Source organism: Streptomyces sp. NPDC093097 (assembly GCF_044754325.1).
Lineage (GTDB): Bacteria > Actinomycetota > Actinomycetes > Streptomycetales > Streptomycetaceae > Streptomyces.
Genome location: NZ_JBIVOW010000004.1, coordinates 216,088 through 230,103, shown reverse-complemented (window position 1 = coordinate 230,103; position 14,016 = coordinate 216,088). Strand labels below are relative to the sequence as shown.

The window sequence follows — 14,016 nt, the reverse complement described above, 5'->3', positions numbered from 1 at the left end:
GAGGGTTTTGTTCTTGATCGTCCTACACCCCGGGGGGGGCGCCCCCCCCCGCGGGGCCCCCCCCCCCCCCGGGCCCCCCCCCCCCCCCGGGGGGGGGGGGGCCCCCCCCCGGGCCCCCCCCCGCCCCCGTTTCCGTCCCCGCTCACCGGGCGCCCGCCGCACGCCGCGAAGTACCGGGAAAACCAAAGGAGTTCGACCGGACCCGCATGCCACAGTGAGCGCCATGACGACAACGGAAGCAACCGGCGCGGCCGCGGACCCGGCGTCGAACTCAGCGGCGGACGAGGCCGAGGCGACGGCGGACGACGCGCTGCGCTGGCTGCTCGGCACCGCGCGGGAGGACGGGGACGGCGGCCTGGCCTGGACCGCCACGCCCTCCGACGACGAGCTCGACCCCACGCTCTACAGCGGCACGGCCGGCGTCGTCCCCGTCCTCCTGGAGGCGCGGCGGCACTTCGGCGACGACCGGTACGGCGATGCCGCCCTGCGCGCCGCCCGCAGCCTCGCCGCCGCCCTCGACGGCCTGGAGGACGACTCCCTCTACGGCGGCCTGGCGGGCTTGGCGGTCGTGCTGCGGGCGGTCCACGACGAACTCGGCGACCGGGCCGCCGCGGCCGCCGCGGACCGCGCCCTGGAACGGGTGCGCACCCGCTTCGACGGCACGCGCTGGGGCGACTGGTTCGACCTGATCGGCGGCAACGCCGGCATCGCCCTGGGCGCACTGGCCGCGGGCGAGGCCGATCTGGCCGTGCGCGCCCTGGAGCCCTACCTGCGCACGGCCGAGCGGACCCCCGCCGGCGTCCAGTGGGAGGCGGAGACCGGCCGGGAAGCGCGGTACCACCACGTCTCGCACGGCACGCTCGGCGTCGCCTTCGCGCTGGCCCGCGTCGGCCGGGCCGCCGGCCGCGACGACCTGGTCGAACTGGCCCGAGCCGGCGTCGCGGACGTCGTGGCCCGCGACGAGGCCGGCGCCCGCTGGTCGAACGTCGAGCACCGCGCCACCCCGAGCACCCTCGAACCCCGCACCGGCTGGGCCATGGGCAACGCCGGCATCGCCCGCGAACTGCTCCGCTTCGCCCGCATCAGCCGGGGCGCCGATCCCACGTACGCCTTCGCATGGCCGGACCAGCCGGCGGTGAAGTCCCCTTCCCGCGGCGGACGTTGACGGGGAAGCAGCCCGACGCCCCGCCACCGCGCGGAGATGACGGCACGCAAAAGAGACCGCCTCCGGCCTGCTTGCGCAGAGCGGGGGCGGTCTCCCAGAGCGGTAGCGGAGGGATTTGAACCCTCGGTGACTTGCGCCACACTCGCTTTCGAGGCGAGCTCCTTCGGCCGCTCGGACACGCTACCGAGAGAGAGCTTAGCCCAAAGGAGCCCATGCGCCGAAATCGGATTGCGTCTCGGGGGCCGGGCGGGGGATCAGCGGTCGCGGAAGAAGGCGGTGAGGAGGGCGGCGCAGTCGGCCTCCAGGACGCCGGTGACGACCTCGGGGCGGTGGTTGAGGCGGCGGTCGCGGACCACGTCCCAGAGGGAGCCGACGGCACCGGCCTTGGCGTCGCGGGCGCCGTAGACGACCCGGTCGACGCGGGAGAGGACGATCGCGCCGGCGCACATCGTGCAGGGTTCGAGGGTGACCAGGAGGGTGCAGCCGGTCAGGCGCCACTCTCCCGCCCGTCGCCCGCCGCCGTCCCGGCCGGAATCGCCGCGCGAGGCCTCCGCCCGCAGGGCCGCGGACGCGGCCCGCAGGGCGAGGACCTCGGCGTGCGCGGTGGGGTCGCCGGTGGCCTCCCGCTCGTTGTGGCCGGTGCCCAGGACCGTGCCGTCGGCGGACAGCACGACGGCGCCCACCGGGACGTCACCGGTCGCGGGGGCGAGGGCCGCCTCCGCCAGCGCCCGGCGCATCGGCCCGGTCCAGGGATCGCGCAGCGGGTCGGGCGCGGCGGCGGGCGGGGTGGCGGAGGACGGCACGGTCATGCCCCCAGTGTCGGGGACGGCGGGGGCGGGGCCGGGCCCGGGGGAACGCGGGCCCGGCCGGGGGACTCCCGGCGGCGGCCGGGACGGCTCAGCGGACGGCCTCCAGGAGGTCGGAGCAGCCCAGCGCGTCGGCGATCTCGCTGAGGGCGTCGCCTTGCAGGGTGAGCAGTTCCCGCTCGCCGACGCCGAAGTCCTCCAGGAGCTTGGCGTCGCCCAGCGGGCCGGTGACCGCGGGGGTCTCGTCGGCGGCGGTCTCGGGGTCCTCCTCCGTTTCCGGTTCGCCGTCCTCGGTGCCGTCCAGGTCGAGCAGATCGAGGTCGTCCGCGTCGCTGTCGTCGCGGCCGAGGAGTTCATCGGTCAGCAGCGCGCCGTACGAGCTTCTGGCGGCTGCGGCGGCATTGGAGACGAAGACCTTCGGGTCGTCCTCGCCGTCGACCCGGATGACGCCGAACCAGGCGTCCTCCTGCTCGATGAGGACCACCACGGAGTCGTCTTCGACCGCGGCTTCTCGGGCCAGGTCGGCCAGATCGGTCAGCGTTTCCACATCGTCGAGCTCTGTATCGCTCGCTTCCCACCCGTCTTCGGTGCGCGCGAGCAGTGCGGCGAAGTACACCGTGACTCTCCCACTGGTCAGAGGCGTGCCGGGCCGGGCGGGGCGGCGCTGCACGCCGCTGCTCCCCGCCCCTTCGGAATCGTGGCAGAAACAACGCGTCGGCGCGCCGTCTTCGGCGCTGCGTCGTGCGGACGTTGTGAGAGATGTCGCTCACGTGCCGGAGCGTGCGCGGTGCACGGCGGGCATCGGGGGCCCGTGGCACGGGTTACTGTCGATGTCATGCGGATCCACGTCGTCGACCACCCGCTGGTGGCGCACAAACTCACCACTCTGCGCGACAAGCGCACCGACTCCCCCACTTTCCGGCGGCTCGCCGACGAGCTGGTCACCCTGCTCGCCTACGAGGCCACCCGTGATGTGCGCACCGAGCAGGTCGACATCGAGACGCCGGTCACGACGACCACCGGCGTGCGGCTCTCCCACCCCCGCCCCATGGTCGTCCCGATCCTGCGGGCCGGGCTGGGCATGCTGGAGGGCATGGTCCGGCTGCTGCCCACCGCCGAGGTCGGCTTCATGGGCATGGTGCGCAACGAGGAGACCTACGAGGCGCACACGTACGCCACGCGGATGCCGGACGACCTGTCGGGCCGGCAGGTGTACGTCGTCGACCCGATGCTGGCCACCGGCGGCACCCTGGTCGCGGCGATCCGGGAGCTGATCGAGCGCGGGGCGGACGACGTCACCGCGATCTGCCTGCTGGCCGCGCCCGAGGGCGTGAAGGTCATGGAGCGCGAGCTGGCCGGCACGCCGGTGACGGTGGTCACCGCCGCCGTCGACGAGCGCCTCAACGAGGACCGGTACATCGTCCCGGGCCTGGGCGACGCCGGTGACCGGATGTACGGCACGGCCGGCTGACCCGCGCTTCACGCGCCTGCGCCGCGGCCCCGCACGAGGAGTGGTGCGGGGCCGCGGCGCGCTGTTCAGCGGCGGGCGGGGGCGGTCAGCACGTGGCGGTGGCCGGCCGCGGGGCCGGGCGGTTCAGCTGGGCCAGGGCCTTGGTGGCCTGCTGCGGCGTGGCGAGGTCCTGGAAGGCGGTGCCGATGATCAGGTCGAGGTCGGCGCCCTTGCGGTCGTCGGTCTTGAGCTGGGCGCCGGTGAGCTGGGTGGCCAGCACCTTCAGCGGGCCGGTGGCCGCGGTCCTCGGGCCGAGCAGTATCCCGGCGCCGCCGACCTTCTTGTCGTAGGCGGCCGGGGCGTTGCCCACCTTCCCGATCTTGAAGCCGCGCTGCTTGAGCGCGTCGGCGGTGCGCTTGGCGAGTCCGGAGCGCGGGGTGGCGTTGTAGACGTTGACGGTCAGGGACGCCGGGGCGGGCGGCTTCGCGGCGGGCGGGGCGGTCCTGGTGCGGGCCGCCGCGCCGTCGTGCGCGCACGGTCTCTTCTCCTGGGCGGCCTGGGCGGTGCTGCCCTGGCCGCCGAAGACGTCGATGAGCTGCATCGTTCCCCAGCCGACCAGCCCGAGGGCGCAGGCGCCGGCCATGATGCCGAGGAGGATGCGGCGACGGTGGCGGGGGCGGCGCATCCGCGGATACCTGTCGCCCGTGATGCGGTACTTCTTACCGCCCATGCCTGGAGGCGTCAGCATGCTCATGGCCGCAGCGTAGTGCCGGGCGCGTGCCGTGCCTACTAGATGATCTGTGCGTTGTGTGAAGCGGAACCCGTGTGGGCCAATTCGGCCAGGGCCGCTGGTGTCCGGCGGCCGCCGGATCAGCCGAGTTCGAGGACGCGGGCGTGCAGCACCTGGCGCTGCTGGAGGGCCGCGCGGACGGCCCGGTGCAGACCGTCTTCCAGGTAGAGGTCGCCCTCCCACTTCACGACGTGGGCGAAGAGGTCGCCGTAGAAGGTGGAGTCCTCGGCGAGCAGCGTTTCGAGGTCGAGCTGCTGCTTGGTGGTCACCAACTGGTCGAGGCGTACCGGGCGCGGGGCGACGTCCGCCCACTGGCGGGTGCTCTCCCGGCCGTGGTCGGGGTACGGACGCCCATTTCCGATGCGCTTGAAGATCACACGGAAAGCCTACCGGGCTGGAGGCACCGGGCGCAGCCAGGAAGCAGCGGAGCAAAGGCGATCAATGGCGGCGAAACCGGATCATTGGTGGGTGGAGAGCTGGCTGATACGGCACGAACGGGCAGTCGGCGGCCGGGAATCGGGGACGGACCGGACCGCGGCGCACCGGCGTTCGCCGGATGCGGCTGCCGGCAGGTGACCGCGGCGGTGTCGGGGGCCGCGGGGGCGGGGGAGCGGCCGTCCCCGCCGGCCGGAGCGGGGACGGCGCGGACGGCCGGTGCGCCCCGGAACGGGGACGACTTTTCGGCCGTGCTGCCCGAGGCGCCGGCGGCACCGCGGCGAGCGCCGTGGCGCGGGCCGCACCGCCGGGCGGACCCATGACCGGGGTGCCGGGCGGTCAACGGGCGTGCCGGCTCCCCTCCGGGGCGGGCGGGTACGCGGTGGACGACGCCGGCCGATCGGGCGTCGGGGTGGCCTGGCGGGGCATGCCGCCGGGCGTCGAGGTGCCGGGGACGGCCGTCGGGGGGCGGCGCGGCGGGTGGCCGGAGCGGGAGTCCGGGGTGGGCGTGCGGACCGGGTCCGGGAACGAGGCGGGGGAGGACGCGGACGGGCTCGGGGTGGCGGGGGCCGGTGAGGGCGTGGCGGGGGTCGGCGGGGAGGCGGGCATCGGGCGCACCGGGTCGCGGTCGGGGGCGGTGGCCAGGTGCGCGGCGACGGCGAGGACGGCGGCGGCGGCCGCGGCGGCCAGCGGCAGGGCGAGGCGGCGCGGCCGGAGCCAGGCGGGGAACGCGGGGCGCGGGAGGCGGGTGCGCCTCAGGTGCGGGCCCGGGGGCGCGGCCGGGCGGAGGTCGCGGACGCCGACGGCGTCGGCGCGGGCCGTAAGGGCGCGGCGCAGCCGGTCCTCCACGGGCCGCTCCGCCGGCATGTCCCAGCGGGCGGTGTCGCGGGTGGTCAAGACCGTTCCTCCAGGATCTTCTCCAGGGCGTCCAGGGCGCGGCTGGCCAGGGACTTCACCGCACCGCGGCTGATCCCCAGGGTGGCCGCGATCTCCGCTTCGGTGAGGTCGCCCCAGTAGCGCAGGACCAGCACCTCGCGGCGGCGCGCGGTGAGCCTGCCGAGCGCGGCGAGGACCTCGCGGTGCTCCTCGCTGAGGACCACCCGCTCCTCGGCGGAGGGCGCGTCGGCCACGTGCGGCGGGGTGTAGTCGCGGGCCGTGCGGCGGCGGCGGAGCACCGAGCGGGCGGCGTTGACGACCGCGGTGCGCAGGTACGCGAGGGCGTTGTCGACCTCGCCGAGCCGTTCGCCGTGGCGCCGGTAGAGGGCGGCGAACGCGTCCTGGACGACGTCCTCGGCGGTGGCGCGGTCGTCGACGAGCAGGACGGCCAGCCGGACCATGGCCAGCCGGTGGGCGTGGTACAGCTCGGTGATGGTGGGGCGCGGCGGGTCCGGCAGCGGAGCGCCGGCCGGCTCGGGCCGCAGCTGCCGTGCGGTGAACGGCAGGGGCTGGACGGCCGCGGAGCGCCGGGGCGGGGACTCGCGGCGGGTGGCGCGCAGCAGCAGGCGGCGCCAGGCAGGCCGGAGCCCCGGCAGGGCGAACCGTGCCGGGGCCGGATGCGGTGCGAAGTGGGCCATCGTTCCCTCGGGCGTACCCGGCGGACTCAGGCGCGGTTGCGGCGGACCGCGTAGAGGGCGCCGCCGCCCACGGCGATCAGTGCGGCCGCGCCGCCACCGAGGGCGAGCGACGTGGTGGAGGAGGCGCCGGTCTTGGCGAGCTGCTTGCCGTCGTCGGTGCCCGGGACCGGCGTGGGCCGGGTGCCGGGGTGGCTGGGGACGGGGGTGGGCTGGCGGCCCGGGCCGACGGGCGAGGGGGAGGCGTGCGGGCCGGACGGCTGGGAGGGCACGGGCGAGGGGGTGGCGCGGTGCCCCGGGGGCAGGGTCGGGACGGGGGACGGGGTGGCGCGGTGGCCCGGCGGCAGGGTCGGGACGGCCGAGGGGGCGGTGTCCTGTGCCGGCGCGGCGGCGGAGGACGGCGCGGCGTGGGCGGTGCCGGCCACCGAGACGGAGGTGAGCGCCACCGCGGCGAGCAGGCTGGCGCCGGCCGCACGACGCAGGCGGTGACGGGCGGGACGGGCGGGGCGAGCGGTGTGGGACGGGTTCACGGTCGGCTGCTCCAGTTCGTCTTCGGGTGGCGCCGGAGGGCGCCCTCACCCGACACGACGTGCGAGTGGGACGGGGGTTGCCGCCCGCGCGGAAATTTTTCCGGCCCGTCTGCTGCGCCTGCGGTCGGCCCGTGCCCAGTCTGCGTGCGGCCCGCGCCCGGCCGGCGCCCGGGGCAGCCGGCGGGGCGCCCCTGGAGGCTCCGAACGCCCGGGCGCCCCGGCCCCGCCGGGAAGTACGGGGCCGGGGCGCCCGGTGGCCGGTCGGCGCCCGGTCAGCCGGTCAGCGTGATCGCGGCGGCCGGGCAGATGGCCGCCGCCTCCCGGACCGCGTCATGGACCGCGGCCGGCGGCTCGGGGTCGAGGACGACCACGATGCCGTCCTCCTCCCGCTGGTCGAAGACGTCCGGGGCGGCGAGGACGCAGCTGCCGGCGCCGCAGCACTTCTCCTGGTCGGCGTGGATGCGCATGGTCGGTACTCCCAAGTGGTGGGTGACGAAGGGGGGAGGGCGCGGGGCGCCGGGCTACCAGGCGACCGGCAGGGAGTGCACCCCGTAGATCGCCATGTCGCCCCGGAACGGGATCTCCTCGTACGGGACGGCCAGCCGGAGCTCCGGCAGCCGGCGGATCAGGGTCTCCACCGCGATCTGGAGCTCCACCCGGGCCAGCGGCTGGCCCAGGCACTGGTGGACGCCGAAGCCGAAGGCGACATGGCGGCGGGCGTCCCGGGTCACGTCGAGCGCGTCGCCGTCGGGGAAGACCTCCGCGTCCCGGTTGGCGGAGTTGATCATGCACAGCAGGCCCTCGCCGGCGCGGATGGTGCGGTCACCGAGGACGACGTCCTCGGTGGCGATCCGGGGGACGCCGTTGTGCACGATCGTCAGATAGCGCAGCAGTTCCTCGACGGCCCCCTTGATGAGCGCGGGTTCGGCGCGCAGCCGGGCGAGTTGGTCGGGGGTGCGCAGCAGGGCGAGGGTGGACAGCGCGGTCATGTTGGCGGTGGTCTCGTGCCCGGCGACCAGCAGCAGCCGCCCCATGGTGGCGATCTCCTCGTCGGAGAGCTCGCCGCGGGCGACCAGGCGGCTGACGATGGCGTCGTCCGGCTTCTCCCGCTTGGCCCGGGCGAGTCCGGTCAGATACGCGAGCAACTCGTCCTGCGCCGCCCGGACTTCGGCGGAGGTCGAGCGCAGCGAGAGCAGGATCCCGCTCCGCTCCTGGAAGAACGCGTGGTCCTCGTAGGGGACGCCGAGCAGCAGGCAGATCACCAGGGACGGCAGCGGCAGCGCGAACTCGGCGACCAGGTCGGCGGAGTTCCGCCCGGAGGTCATCCGGTTCAGCAGGCCGTCGGCGAGGCGCTGCACCTCGGGGCGCATCGCCTCGACCTTCTTGACCATGAAGTCGGCGGTGAGCATCCGGCGCAGGCGGGCGTGCTGCGGGTCGTCCATGCGGATGAACGTCGGCCTGCTGCCGACGACTTCACGGCCGCCGGCGCTGAGGAAGGGGAAGCCGGGGCGCAGCGCGTCGGCGCTGAAGCGCGGGTCGCCGAGCACCGTGCGGACGTCCTGATGGCCCGTCACCAGCCAGCAGGAGGAGCCGTCCCAGAGCGTCGCCTTGGTGAGCGGCGCGGTGCGGGCCGCCTCGGTGATCCCGGGGGCGGGGTCGAACGGGCAGCCCGGGGCGCGGCCGGCGGGGACGGAGAGGGTGTCGGGGGGAGCGGTGCGTTCTGCGGTCGTCATGCGGCCGTTCCTTCCGCGTGGGTTAGTTACCTAACTTAGGTAACTAAGTTGAGAGACACGCTAACGCGGGCACGGCGGGGGAGGAAGGGACGATCGCGGCATGACCGAGGTTGGCTCAAACCGCTCCGAGGGCGGCGGACGCATCCTGGTACGGAAGGCGGCGGATCCGGGGAGTGGGGGCCGCTACAGTTCCCCCATGCCGGACCCCGCACCCACCCAGGACTCCACCGCCGCCCTGCAGAAGGTGCTGGCCACGCTGTCCTACCTGCTCACCCGCTCCCGGGCGCACGAGCGGTTCGCGCGTGAGGCGGGCATCTCGGCCGGCCGCTCCGGCCTCTACCTGCTGATGGCGCTGGAGGACAGCGGAGGCGCGAGCCGGGTCGGCGACCTGGCGGAGCAGCTGCTGGTCGAGGCCCCCCATGTCACCCGGCAGATAAGCCAGTTGGAGGCGGAGAACCTGGTCGAGCGCACCACGGACGAGCAGGACCGGCGGGCCCGCCGGGTCGCGATGACGCCGCACGGCAAGGCTGTACTGGAGAGCTTCCAGGCGGCCCGGCTGGCCGGATTGCGCCAGGCGCTCGGCGATTTCGGCGATGCCGATCTGGACACCACCAAGGCGGTGCTGGACCAACTGGTGGCCTACGTCCGCGAGAAGCACGCGGAGGAGCCGCGGCAGCGGGAGGCGTAGGCCCCCGGGGCGGGCGCCGAGGCGGCCCGCTCCCGGGAGCGTGGCACGGTGGTGCCGGGGGCGTTACTCGATCTCGACGCGGCCGCTGTGCGCGGTGCCGTTGCCGTTCGTCGCGGGGGACGCGCCGTCGGCGGAGCCGGACCCGGCCGGGGTGCCGAGGTTGCGGCGGACCGAGTCGAGGATGGTCAGGCCCTGGCCGACCAGGCCGGCGGCGATCTCGCCGAGGCCGTCGGTGCCGTTGAGGACGTTGACGTTGGCGTTGGCCAGGCCCGCGGACGCCTCCTTGACGATCTGCGGCAGCTGGTCGATCAGCATCCGGTCCAGGGCCACCCGGTCGTGCGAGGCGGCGGCCTCGGCCTGGATCTTCATCCGCTCCGCCTCGGCCATGGCCAGCAGCTTGATCCGCTCGGCCTCGGCCTCGGCCGGCTTGACGACCTCGGCGACCAGCTCCTGCTGGCGCAACCGGGCGCGCCGCTCGGCGAGTTCGGTCTGCGCGGCCAGGACCTCCTGCTGGGCGTGGGCCTGGGCGAGCGGGCCGGCCTGGGCGGCGTGCGCCTGCGCGCGGTCCACCTCGGCGGAGTACTCGGCCTGGACCACCGCGGTCTGCCGGTTGTACTCGGCCTGATTGCGCGTCGCCTCCTGCTGGGCCTCGACCGCCGCCTGGGTGGCCTGGGCCTGGGCGATCTGCGCCTGGCGCTGGATGGCCGCCTTGTGCGGGGCGGACATCGCGTCGATGTAGCCGGTGTCGCCGTCGTCGATCGACTGGATCTGCAACGAGTCGACGATCAGGCCGATCTTGGCCATTTCGGTCTTGGAGGTCTCCAGGACCTCGGTGGCCAGCTTCTGCCGTTCGGTGACGATCTCCTCGACCGTCATCGAGCCGATGATGGACCGCAGATGACCGGCGAAGATCCGGCCGGTCAGGACCGCCATCTGGTCCTGGTCGGACAGGAAGCGCTGGCCGGCGTTGACGATGCTCTCGGTGTCGTTGCCGACCTTGAACGCGATCACGGCACGCACCGTGAGCCCGATGCCCTGCCGGGTCACGCACTTCTCGGCGACCTCGGACTCGCACATCGCCAGCGTCAGGAAGCGGACCTTGCGGAAGACCGGCAGCACGAACTTGCCGTGGCCGGTGACCACCCGGAAGGGCGCACCGCCCTGTCCCCGCCTGCCACCGGAGATCAACATGGCTTGATCTGGGGCAGGAACGCGGTAACCGAACATCACTCGTCTCCTCAACCGGCGTCGCCGGCGTTCCCGGCCGACGCGTCCAACGGATCAGCCCACTCCATGACGTTGACCTGGCGATTGCCACGGGACTCGATCACGAGCACGGTCGACCCCACGGGAAGGGGTTCGGGGGACCAGGCGAGGAACGTCTCGGAACCGCCGCGGATCCGCACCAGGACCTCACCTGGTCCGGCGGCTCCGCGCGTACCGATCAGCAGCACTCCGGTACAGCCGATCACGGCTTCGTCCCGGGCCATCGATCGCCGCCCTCCCCCGTTCACGTTCTATGGAATCCGACCATAGCGCTCCGGTGGACGGGGGCCTATGGCGGGAGGGCGGCGAGTTGGCACGCCGTTGCGTCGGCGAGGGGGCGGGCCGGAAGCGCCGGTGACGAGCGTCCTAGCCGCGCCGGGGCGCCGGGTCCGGCAGGAACGGCAGCAGCAGCGAGACCAGCGCGGCGAGGGCGGCGTTGGCGGCCAGGGACCAGGCCAGCGCCTGGCCGTAGGCGGCGGCGTCCTGGTGCGCGGCGGGGCCCAGGGCGTCGTAGAAGAGGACGCCGATGACGGCCACCCCGACCGCGCCGCCGATCTGCTGGCCGGTGGACAGGACGCCCGAGGCCAGCCCGGTCTCCTCGGGGCGGACGCCGGCCAGGACCGCGCTCAGCAGCGGGGTGACCAGCAGGCCGTTGCCGGCGCCGACCAGGGCCAGGGACGCCACCAGGCGCCCGGCGGTCAGGCCGGCCCCGGCCCCGGCGGCCAGGGCGACGGTGGTACCGAAGCCGAGCAGGACGAGCAGCGCGCCGGCCTGGAGGACGCGCCGCCCGAAGCGGGCCAGCCGCCCGGCGAGCAGGCTGGCGGCGAAGAAGACCACCGCGAACGGCGTGTAGTACAGTCCGGCGCCGAGCGCGTCCTGCCCCAGCCCGTCCTGGAGGGTGAGCGAGAAGACCAGGAAGAAGGAGTTGATGCCGGCGTAGGTGAGCAGCACCAGGGTGATGCCGACCGCGAAGGGTCGTTCCCGGAACAGCCGCAGCCGCACCAGCGGGGCCCCGCCGGACGCCTCCACCCGCCGCTCCACCAGGGCGAACGCCACGAACGCCAGCACACTGGCGGCCAGGCTGCCCCACGTCCACAGGGGCCAGCCGGCCGCCCGCCCCTCGACCAGCGGGACGACCAGCAGGCCCAGTGCCACCGTCAGCACCCCGGCACCGGGCAGGTCCAGACGGCGCGCCTGCGGAGCGCGGGTCTCCGGTACGTACCGCGCAGTGAGCGCCACGGTCACCACCCCGACCGGCACATTGACCCAGAAGACCGGCCGCCAGGTGGAGCCGAACAGGTCGGCGGAGACCAGTACGCCGCCGAGCACCTGCCCGACGGCGCCCGCGATGCCGATCACCGCGCCCAGCGCCCCGAACGCCCGGGCCCGCCGCTCCGCCGGCACCAGCACCTGGAGCATCGCGAAGACCTGCGGGAACATCGCGGCCGCGGCGAGCCCCTGCACCAGCCGGGCGGCGATCAGCGCCCCCGCACCGGGCGCCAGCGCACAGCCCACCGACGCGACGGTGAACAGCGCCATCCCCACCTGGAACAGCCGCTTCCGGCCGTGGCGGTCGCCGAGCCGGGCGCCGGTGATCAGGGCGAGGGCGTAGGTGAGTTGGTAGCCGGCGAGGATCAGTTGGACGTCGGCGTCGGAGGCGTGCAGGTCCGCCTGGATGGCGGGCGCCGCGACCAGCACGATGAAGGTGTCGAGGACGGCCATGAAGGCGCCGGTGAGCACGAGCACGAGGGTGCCCCGGGAGGCCGCCGCGGGGCGGTCGGGAAGCGGGGCCGGGGCGGTGTGCGCGGCCCCGGCCGACGGTGATGTCTGAGCCATGCGGCAACGCTCGCGCAGCCCTCAACTGCCGTACAGAGACGGATTATGCTGGTGTTTTTCCCACCACTTTCCCCACACCTCGCGCGCGGCCGCGGGCGGGCCCGGCCCGCGCCCGGCGGCCCGCCGCAGCACCCGGAGGAGGGCGAACGAGCCCATGCCCGACCAGGACCGGCGGCGCGCCCTCGCCGCGTTCCTGCGCGCGCGCCGGGAACGGATCACCCCGCGCGAGGCGGGCATCCCGGCCGGGCCGCGCCGCCGCACCCCGGGGCTGCGCCGCGAGGAGGTCGCCCAGCTCTCCGGCGTCAGCGTCACCTGGTACACCTGGCTGGAGCAGGCCCGGGACATCGGCGTCAGCCGGCAGGTCCTCGCCAGTCTGGCGCGCGCCCTGATGCTCAGCTCGGTCGAGCAGCGCCATCTGTATGCGCTGGCCGGCGAACTCCCCCCGGAGCAGCCGCCCGGAGCCGGCCCGGGCCCCGCCCTCCAACGCCTGGTGGACGCCCTGGACCCGCACCCGGCGTACCTGCTCGACACCAACTGGGACCTGGTCGCCTGGAACCGCGCCGAGGCCGGCCTGATCGGCGACCCGGGCCAACTGGCCCCGGCCGAACGCAATCTGCTCTGGCTCGTCTTCACCGACCCCGCGATGCGCACGCTGCTGGCCGACTGGGAGGGGCAGGCCCGCGACCTGGTCGCCCAGTTCCGCGCCGACGCCGGCGAACGCTTCGGCGACCCCCGCCTCGATCACCTCACCAGGGAACTCGCCGCCCGCAGTGAGGAGTTCGCCGCCTGGTGGCAGGCGCACCACCTGGCGGACTTCGGCAGCAGCCGCCGCACCTTCCGCCACCCCCGTGCCGGGGAGCTGACCTTCGACTACGTGAAACTGGCGGCCCTGGACGCCCCCGGGATCAAACTCTTCGTCTGCATGCCGACCGACGAACGGACCCGACGCGGCCTGCCGCTGCTACGGGGGGAGTGACGGGGCGGGGAGAGCGACGGGGGCGCTTCAGCCGCCGGAGCGCCTCAGCAGCCGCCCGCGCCCGCGCCGGAGGCGACCGATGCCGATATGGCGGCATCGGTGTTCCGCCGCGCCGCCCGGTCCCCGGCGCGCTTGGCCTCCTCCAGGCCGGCACCCCGCACACCCGCCGCCATGGTGGCCTCCATACGGCGCTGCTCCAGCAACTCGGCGCGCTGCCGCTTCAGTTTGCTCAGGAACGACCTCATGACCCTCGCGTTTCCCGTGAGACGACACCCAAACGTCCTGCCGAATCCACTGTACGGCGGACGTATGACAAGGCCCCGCACGGCGACCGCGTACCACCCCAACTGCCGTGCTCTGCCAGGCAATCCGGGCATTCCTTTCCGCCTCGCTCCACTGCCCACGGATCCGTCGAGGGCGTTGAGGGGCGCGGGCGGGCACGTAGGTACGGTCTGAGTACGTGGACTCATGCGCATCGGGCGAGCCGGCGGTTGGCTGGTGGTGCCGGTCGCCCTGCTGGTGGTCAGTTGGGTTCTGCCGCGCCGGCGGCGCCACACCGCGCTGCGCGTGACCTTCGCGGTACTGGCGCCGCTGTCCCTCGTCGGCCTGTACGCCTTGTTCGTGTCGCTGATCGTGACGTAGGGACGTCCGGGCCTTCGAGGGGCTCGATCACCGCCACCCTCCACGGCACCCCCGTCCGCGGCCCCGAGGTCCCGGACAGTCCGGCGATGGACGTCCGGGAGGCGACGGGGGAGCGTTTGGGGATGCCA

18 protein-coding genes and 1 tRNA gene are annotated in these 14,016 nt (G+C 74.7%); 5 read left to right on the top strand and 14 right to left on the bottom strand.

Annotated elements, in window-relative coordinates:
* Nucleotides 1-223: 223 nt before the first annotated feature.
* The gene (locus ACIQE0_RS08780; protein ID WP_402330052.1) at nucleotides 224-1,165 is read left to right on the top strand and encodes a lanthionine synthetase LanC family protein; all 942 of its coding nucleotides are present in this window, start codon (nucleotides 224-226) and stop codon (nucleotides 1,163-1,165) included.
* Between the two features lie 100 nt (nucleotides 1,166-1,265).
* On the opposite strand, the gene ACIQE0_RS08775 is transcribed toward ACIQE0_RS08780, so the two are convergent.
* The 3 genes from ACIQE0_RS08775 to ACIQE0_RS08765 form a co-directional block, all read right to left on the bottom strand.
* Nucleotides 1,266-1,350, bottom strand: a tRNA-Ser gene (locus ACIQE0_RS08775).
* 69 nt (nucleotides 1,351-1,419) lie between these two features.
* Nucleotides 1,420-1,974, bottom strand: a complete 555-nt coding sequence (locus ACIQE0_RS08770; protein ID WP_402330051.1) for a nucleoside deaminase — start codon at nucleotides 1,972-1,974, stop codon at nucleotides 1,420-1,422.
* A gap of 88 nt (nucleotides 1,975-2,062) precedes the next feature.
* Nucleotides 2,063-2,587: a hypothetical protein gene (locus ACIQE0_RS08765; protein WP_366331346.1), complete on the bottom strand. Its 525-nt coding sequence runs from the start codon at nucleotides 2,585-2,587 to the stop codon at nucleotides 2,063-2,065.
* 219 nt (nucleotides 2,588-2,806) lie between these two features.
* Between ACIQE0_RS08765 and upp the strand changes: the two genes are divergently transcribed.
* Nucleotides 2,807-3,442 carry a uracil phosphoribosyltransferase gene (gene upp / locus ACIQE0_RS08760; RefSeq protein ID WP_366331347.1) on the top strand — a complete coding sequence of 212 codons (636 nt, stop codon included), beginning with the start codon at nucleotides 2,807-2,809 and terminating at the stop codon, nucleotides 3,440-3,442.
* An 85-nt stretch (nucleotides 3,443-3,527) separates the two neighbouring features.
* Here upp and ACIQE0_RS08755 read toward each other — a convergent pair whose 3' ends face one another.
* From ACIQE0_RS08755 to ACIQE0_RS08725, 7 genes are all read right to left on the bottom strand, one after another.
* Nucleotides 3,528-4,175, bottom strand: a complete 648-nt coding sequence (locus ACIQE0_RS08755) for a LytR C-terminal domain-containing protein (protein WP_402330049.1) — start codon at nucleotides 4,173-4,175, stop codon at nucleotides 3,528-3,530.
* A 116-nt stretch (nucleotides 4,176-4,291) separates the two neighbouring features.
* Nucleotides 4,292-4,588, bottom strand: a complete 297-nt coding sequence (locus ACIQE0_RS08750; protein WP_030084955.1) for a type II toxin-antitoxin system VapB family antitoxin — start codon at nucleotides 4,586-4,588, stop codon at nucleotides 4,292-4,294.
* Between the two features lie 397 nt (nucleotides 4,589-4,985).
* Nucleotides 4,986-5,543: a hypothetical protein gene (locus ACIQE0_RS08745; protein WP_402330047.1), complete on the bottom strand. Its 558-nt coding sequence runs from the start codon at nucleotides 5,541-5,543 to the stop codon at nucleotides 4,986-4,988.
* Nucleotides 5,540-6,220, bottom strand: a complete 681-nt coding sequence (locus ACIQE0_RS08740) for an RNA polymerase sigma factor (protein WP_402330045.1) — start codon at nucleotides 6,218-6,220, stop codon at nucleotides 5,540-5,542. The genes ACIQE0_RS08745 and ACIQE0_RS08740 overlap by 4 nt, the downstream gene beginning before the upstream one ends.
* A gap of 26 nt (nucleotides 6,221-6,246) precedes the next feature.
* Nucleotides 6,247-6,747, bottom strand: coding sequence for an LAETG motif-containing sortase-dependent surface protein (locus ACIQE0_RS08735; protein ID WP_366331351.1), 501 nt, complete (start codon nucleotides 6,745-6,747; stop codon nucleotides 6,247-6,249).
* A 272-nt stretch (nucleotides 6,748-7,019) separates the two neighbouring features.
* Nucleotides 7,020-7,214, bottom strand: a complete 195-nt coding sequence (locus tag ACIQE0_RS08730; RefSeq protein WP_366331352.1) for a ferredoxin — start codon at nucleotides 7,212-7,214, stop codon at nucleotides 7,020-7,022.
* A 54-nt stretch (nucleotides 7,215-7,268) separates the two neighbouring features.
* Nucleotides 7,269-8,480 carry a cytochrome P450 gene (locus tag ACIQE0_RS08725; RefSeq protein ID WP_402330043.1) on the bottom strand — a complete coding sequence of 404 codons (1,212 nt, stop codon included), beginning with the start codon at nucleotides 8,478-8,480 and terminating at the stop codon, nucleotides 7,269-7,271.
* A gap of 196 nt (nucleotides 8,481-8,676) precedes the next feature.
* Here ACIQE0_RS08725 and ACIQE0_RS08720 point away from each other — a divergent pair, with 196 nt between their 5' ends.
* Complete coding sequence (locus ACIQE0_RS08720) at nucleotides 8,677-9,168, top strand: MarR family transcriptional regulator (RefSeq protein ID WP_366331354.1); 492 nt, start codon at nucleotides 8,677-8,679, stop codon at nucleotides 9,166-9,168.
* Between the two features lie 63 nt (nucleotides 9,169-9,231).
* Here the strand turns inward: ACIQE0_RS08720 and ACIQE0_RS08715 are convergent, their stop codons facing one another.
* The 3 genes from ACIQE0_RS08715 to ACIQE0_RS08705 all read right to left on the bottom strand — a co-directional run bounded on the left by ACIQE0_RS08715 (nucleotide 9,232) and on the right by ACIQE0_RS08705 (nucleotide 12,270).
* Nucleotides 9,232-10,395, bottom strand: a complete 1,164-nt coding sequence (locus tag ACIQE0_RS08715; RefSeq protein ID WP_366331355.1) for an SPFH domain-containing protein — start codon at nucleotides 10,393-10,395, stop codon at nucleotides 9,232-9,234.
* A gap of 11 nt (nucleotides 10,396-10,406) precedes the next feature.
* Entirely contained in the window at nucleotides 10,407-10,658 is a 252-nt protein-coding gene (locus tag ACIQE0_RS08710; RefSeq protein ID WP_366331356.1) for a hypothetical protein, read from the bottom strand.
* Between the two features lie 142 nt (nucleotides 10,659-10,800).
* Nucleotides 10,801-12,270 (bottom strand): MFS transporter, encoded by a 1,470-nt coding sequence (locus ACIQE0_RS08705; protein WP_402330040.1) that lies wholly within the window; start codon nucleotides 12,268-12,270, stop codon nucleotides 10,801-10,803.
* 154 nt (nucleotides 12,271-12,424) lie between these two features.
* Here ACIQE0_RS08705 and ACIQE0_RS08700 point away from each other — a divergent pair, with 154 nt between their 5' ends.
* Nucleotides 12,425-13,246 carry a helix-turn-helix transcriptional regulator gene (locus ACIQE0_RS08700; RefSeq protein ID WP_402330038.1) on the top strand — a complete coding sequence of 274 codons (822 nt, stop codon included), beginning with the start codon at nucleotides 12,425-12,427 and terminating at the stop codon, nucleotides 13,244-13,246.
* A 44-nt stretch (nucleotides 13,247-13,290) separates the two neighbouring features.
* Here the strand turns inward: ACIQE0_RS08700 and ACIQE0_RS08695 are convergent, their stop codons facing one another.
* On the bottom strand, nucleotides 13,291-13,491 hold the full coding sequence (locus ACIQE0_RS08695) for a hypothetical protein (RefSeq protein ID WP_366331359.1): 201 nt from the start codon (nucleotides 13,489-13,491) through the stop codon (nucleotides 13,291-13,293).
* 223 nt (nucleotides 13,492-13,714) lie between these two features.
* Between ACIQE0_RS08695 and ACIQE0_RS08690 the strand changes: the two genes are divergently transcribed.
* Nucleotides 13,715-13,888, top strand: a complete 174-nt coding sequence (locus ACIQE0_RS08690) for a hypothetical protein (RefSeq protein ID WP_402330036.1) — start codon at nucleotides 13,715-13,717, stop codon at nucleotides 13,886-13,888.
* The last annotated feature ends 128 nt before the right edge of the window (nucleotides 13,889-14,016 follow it).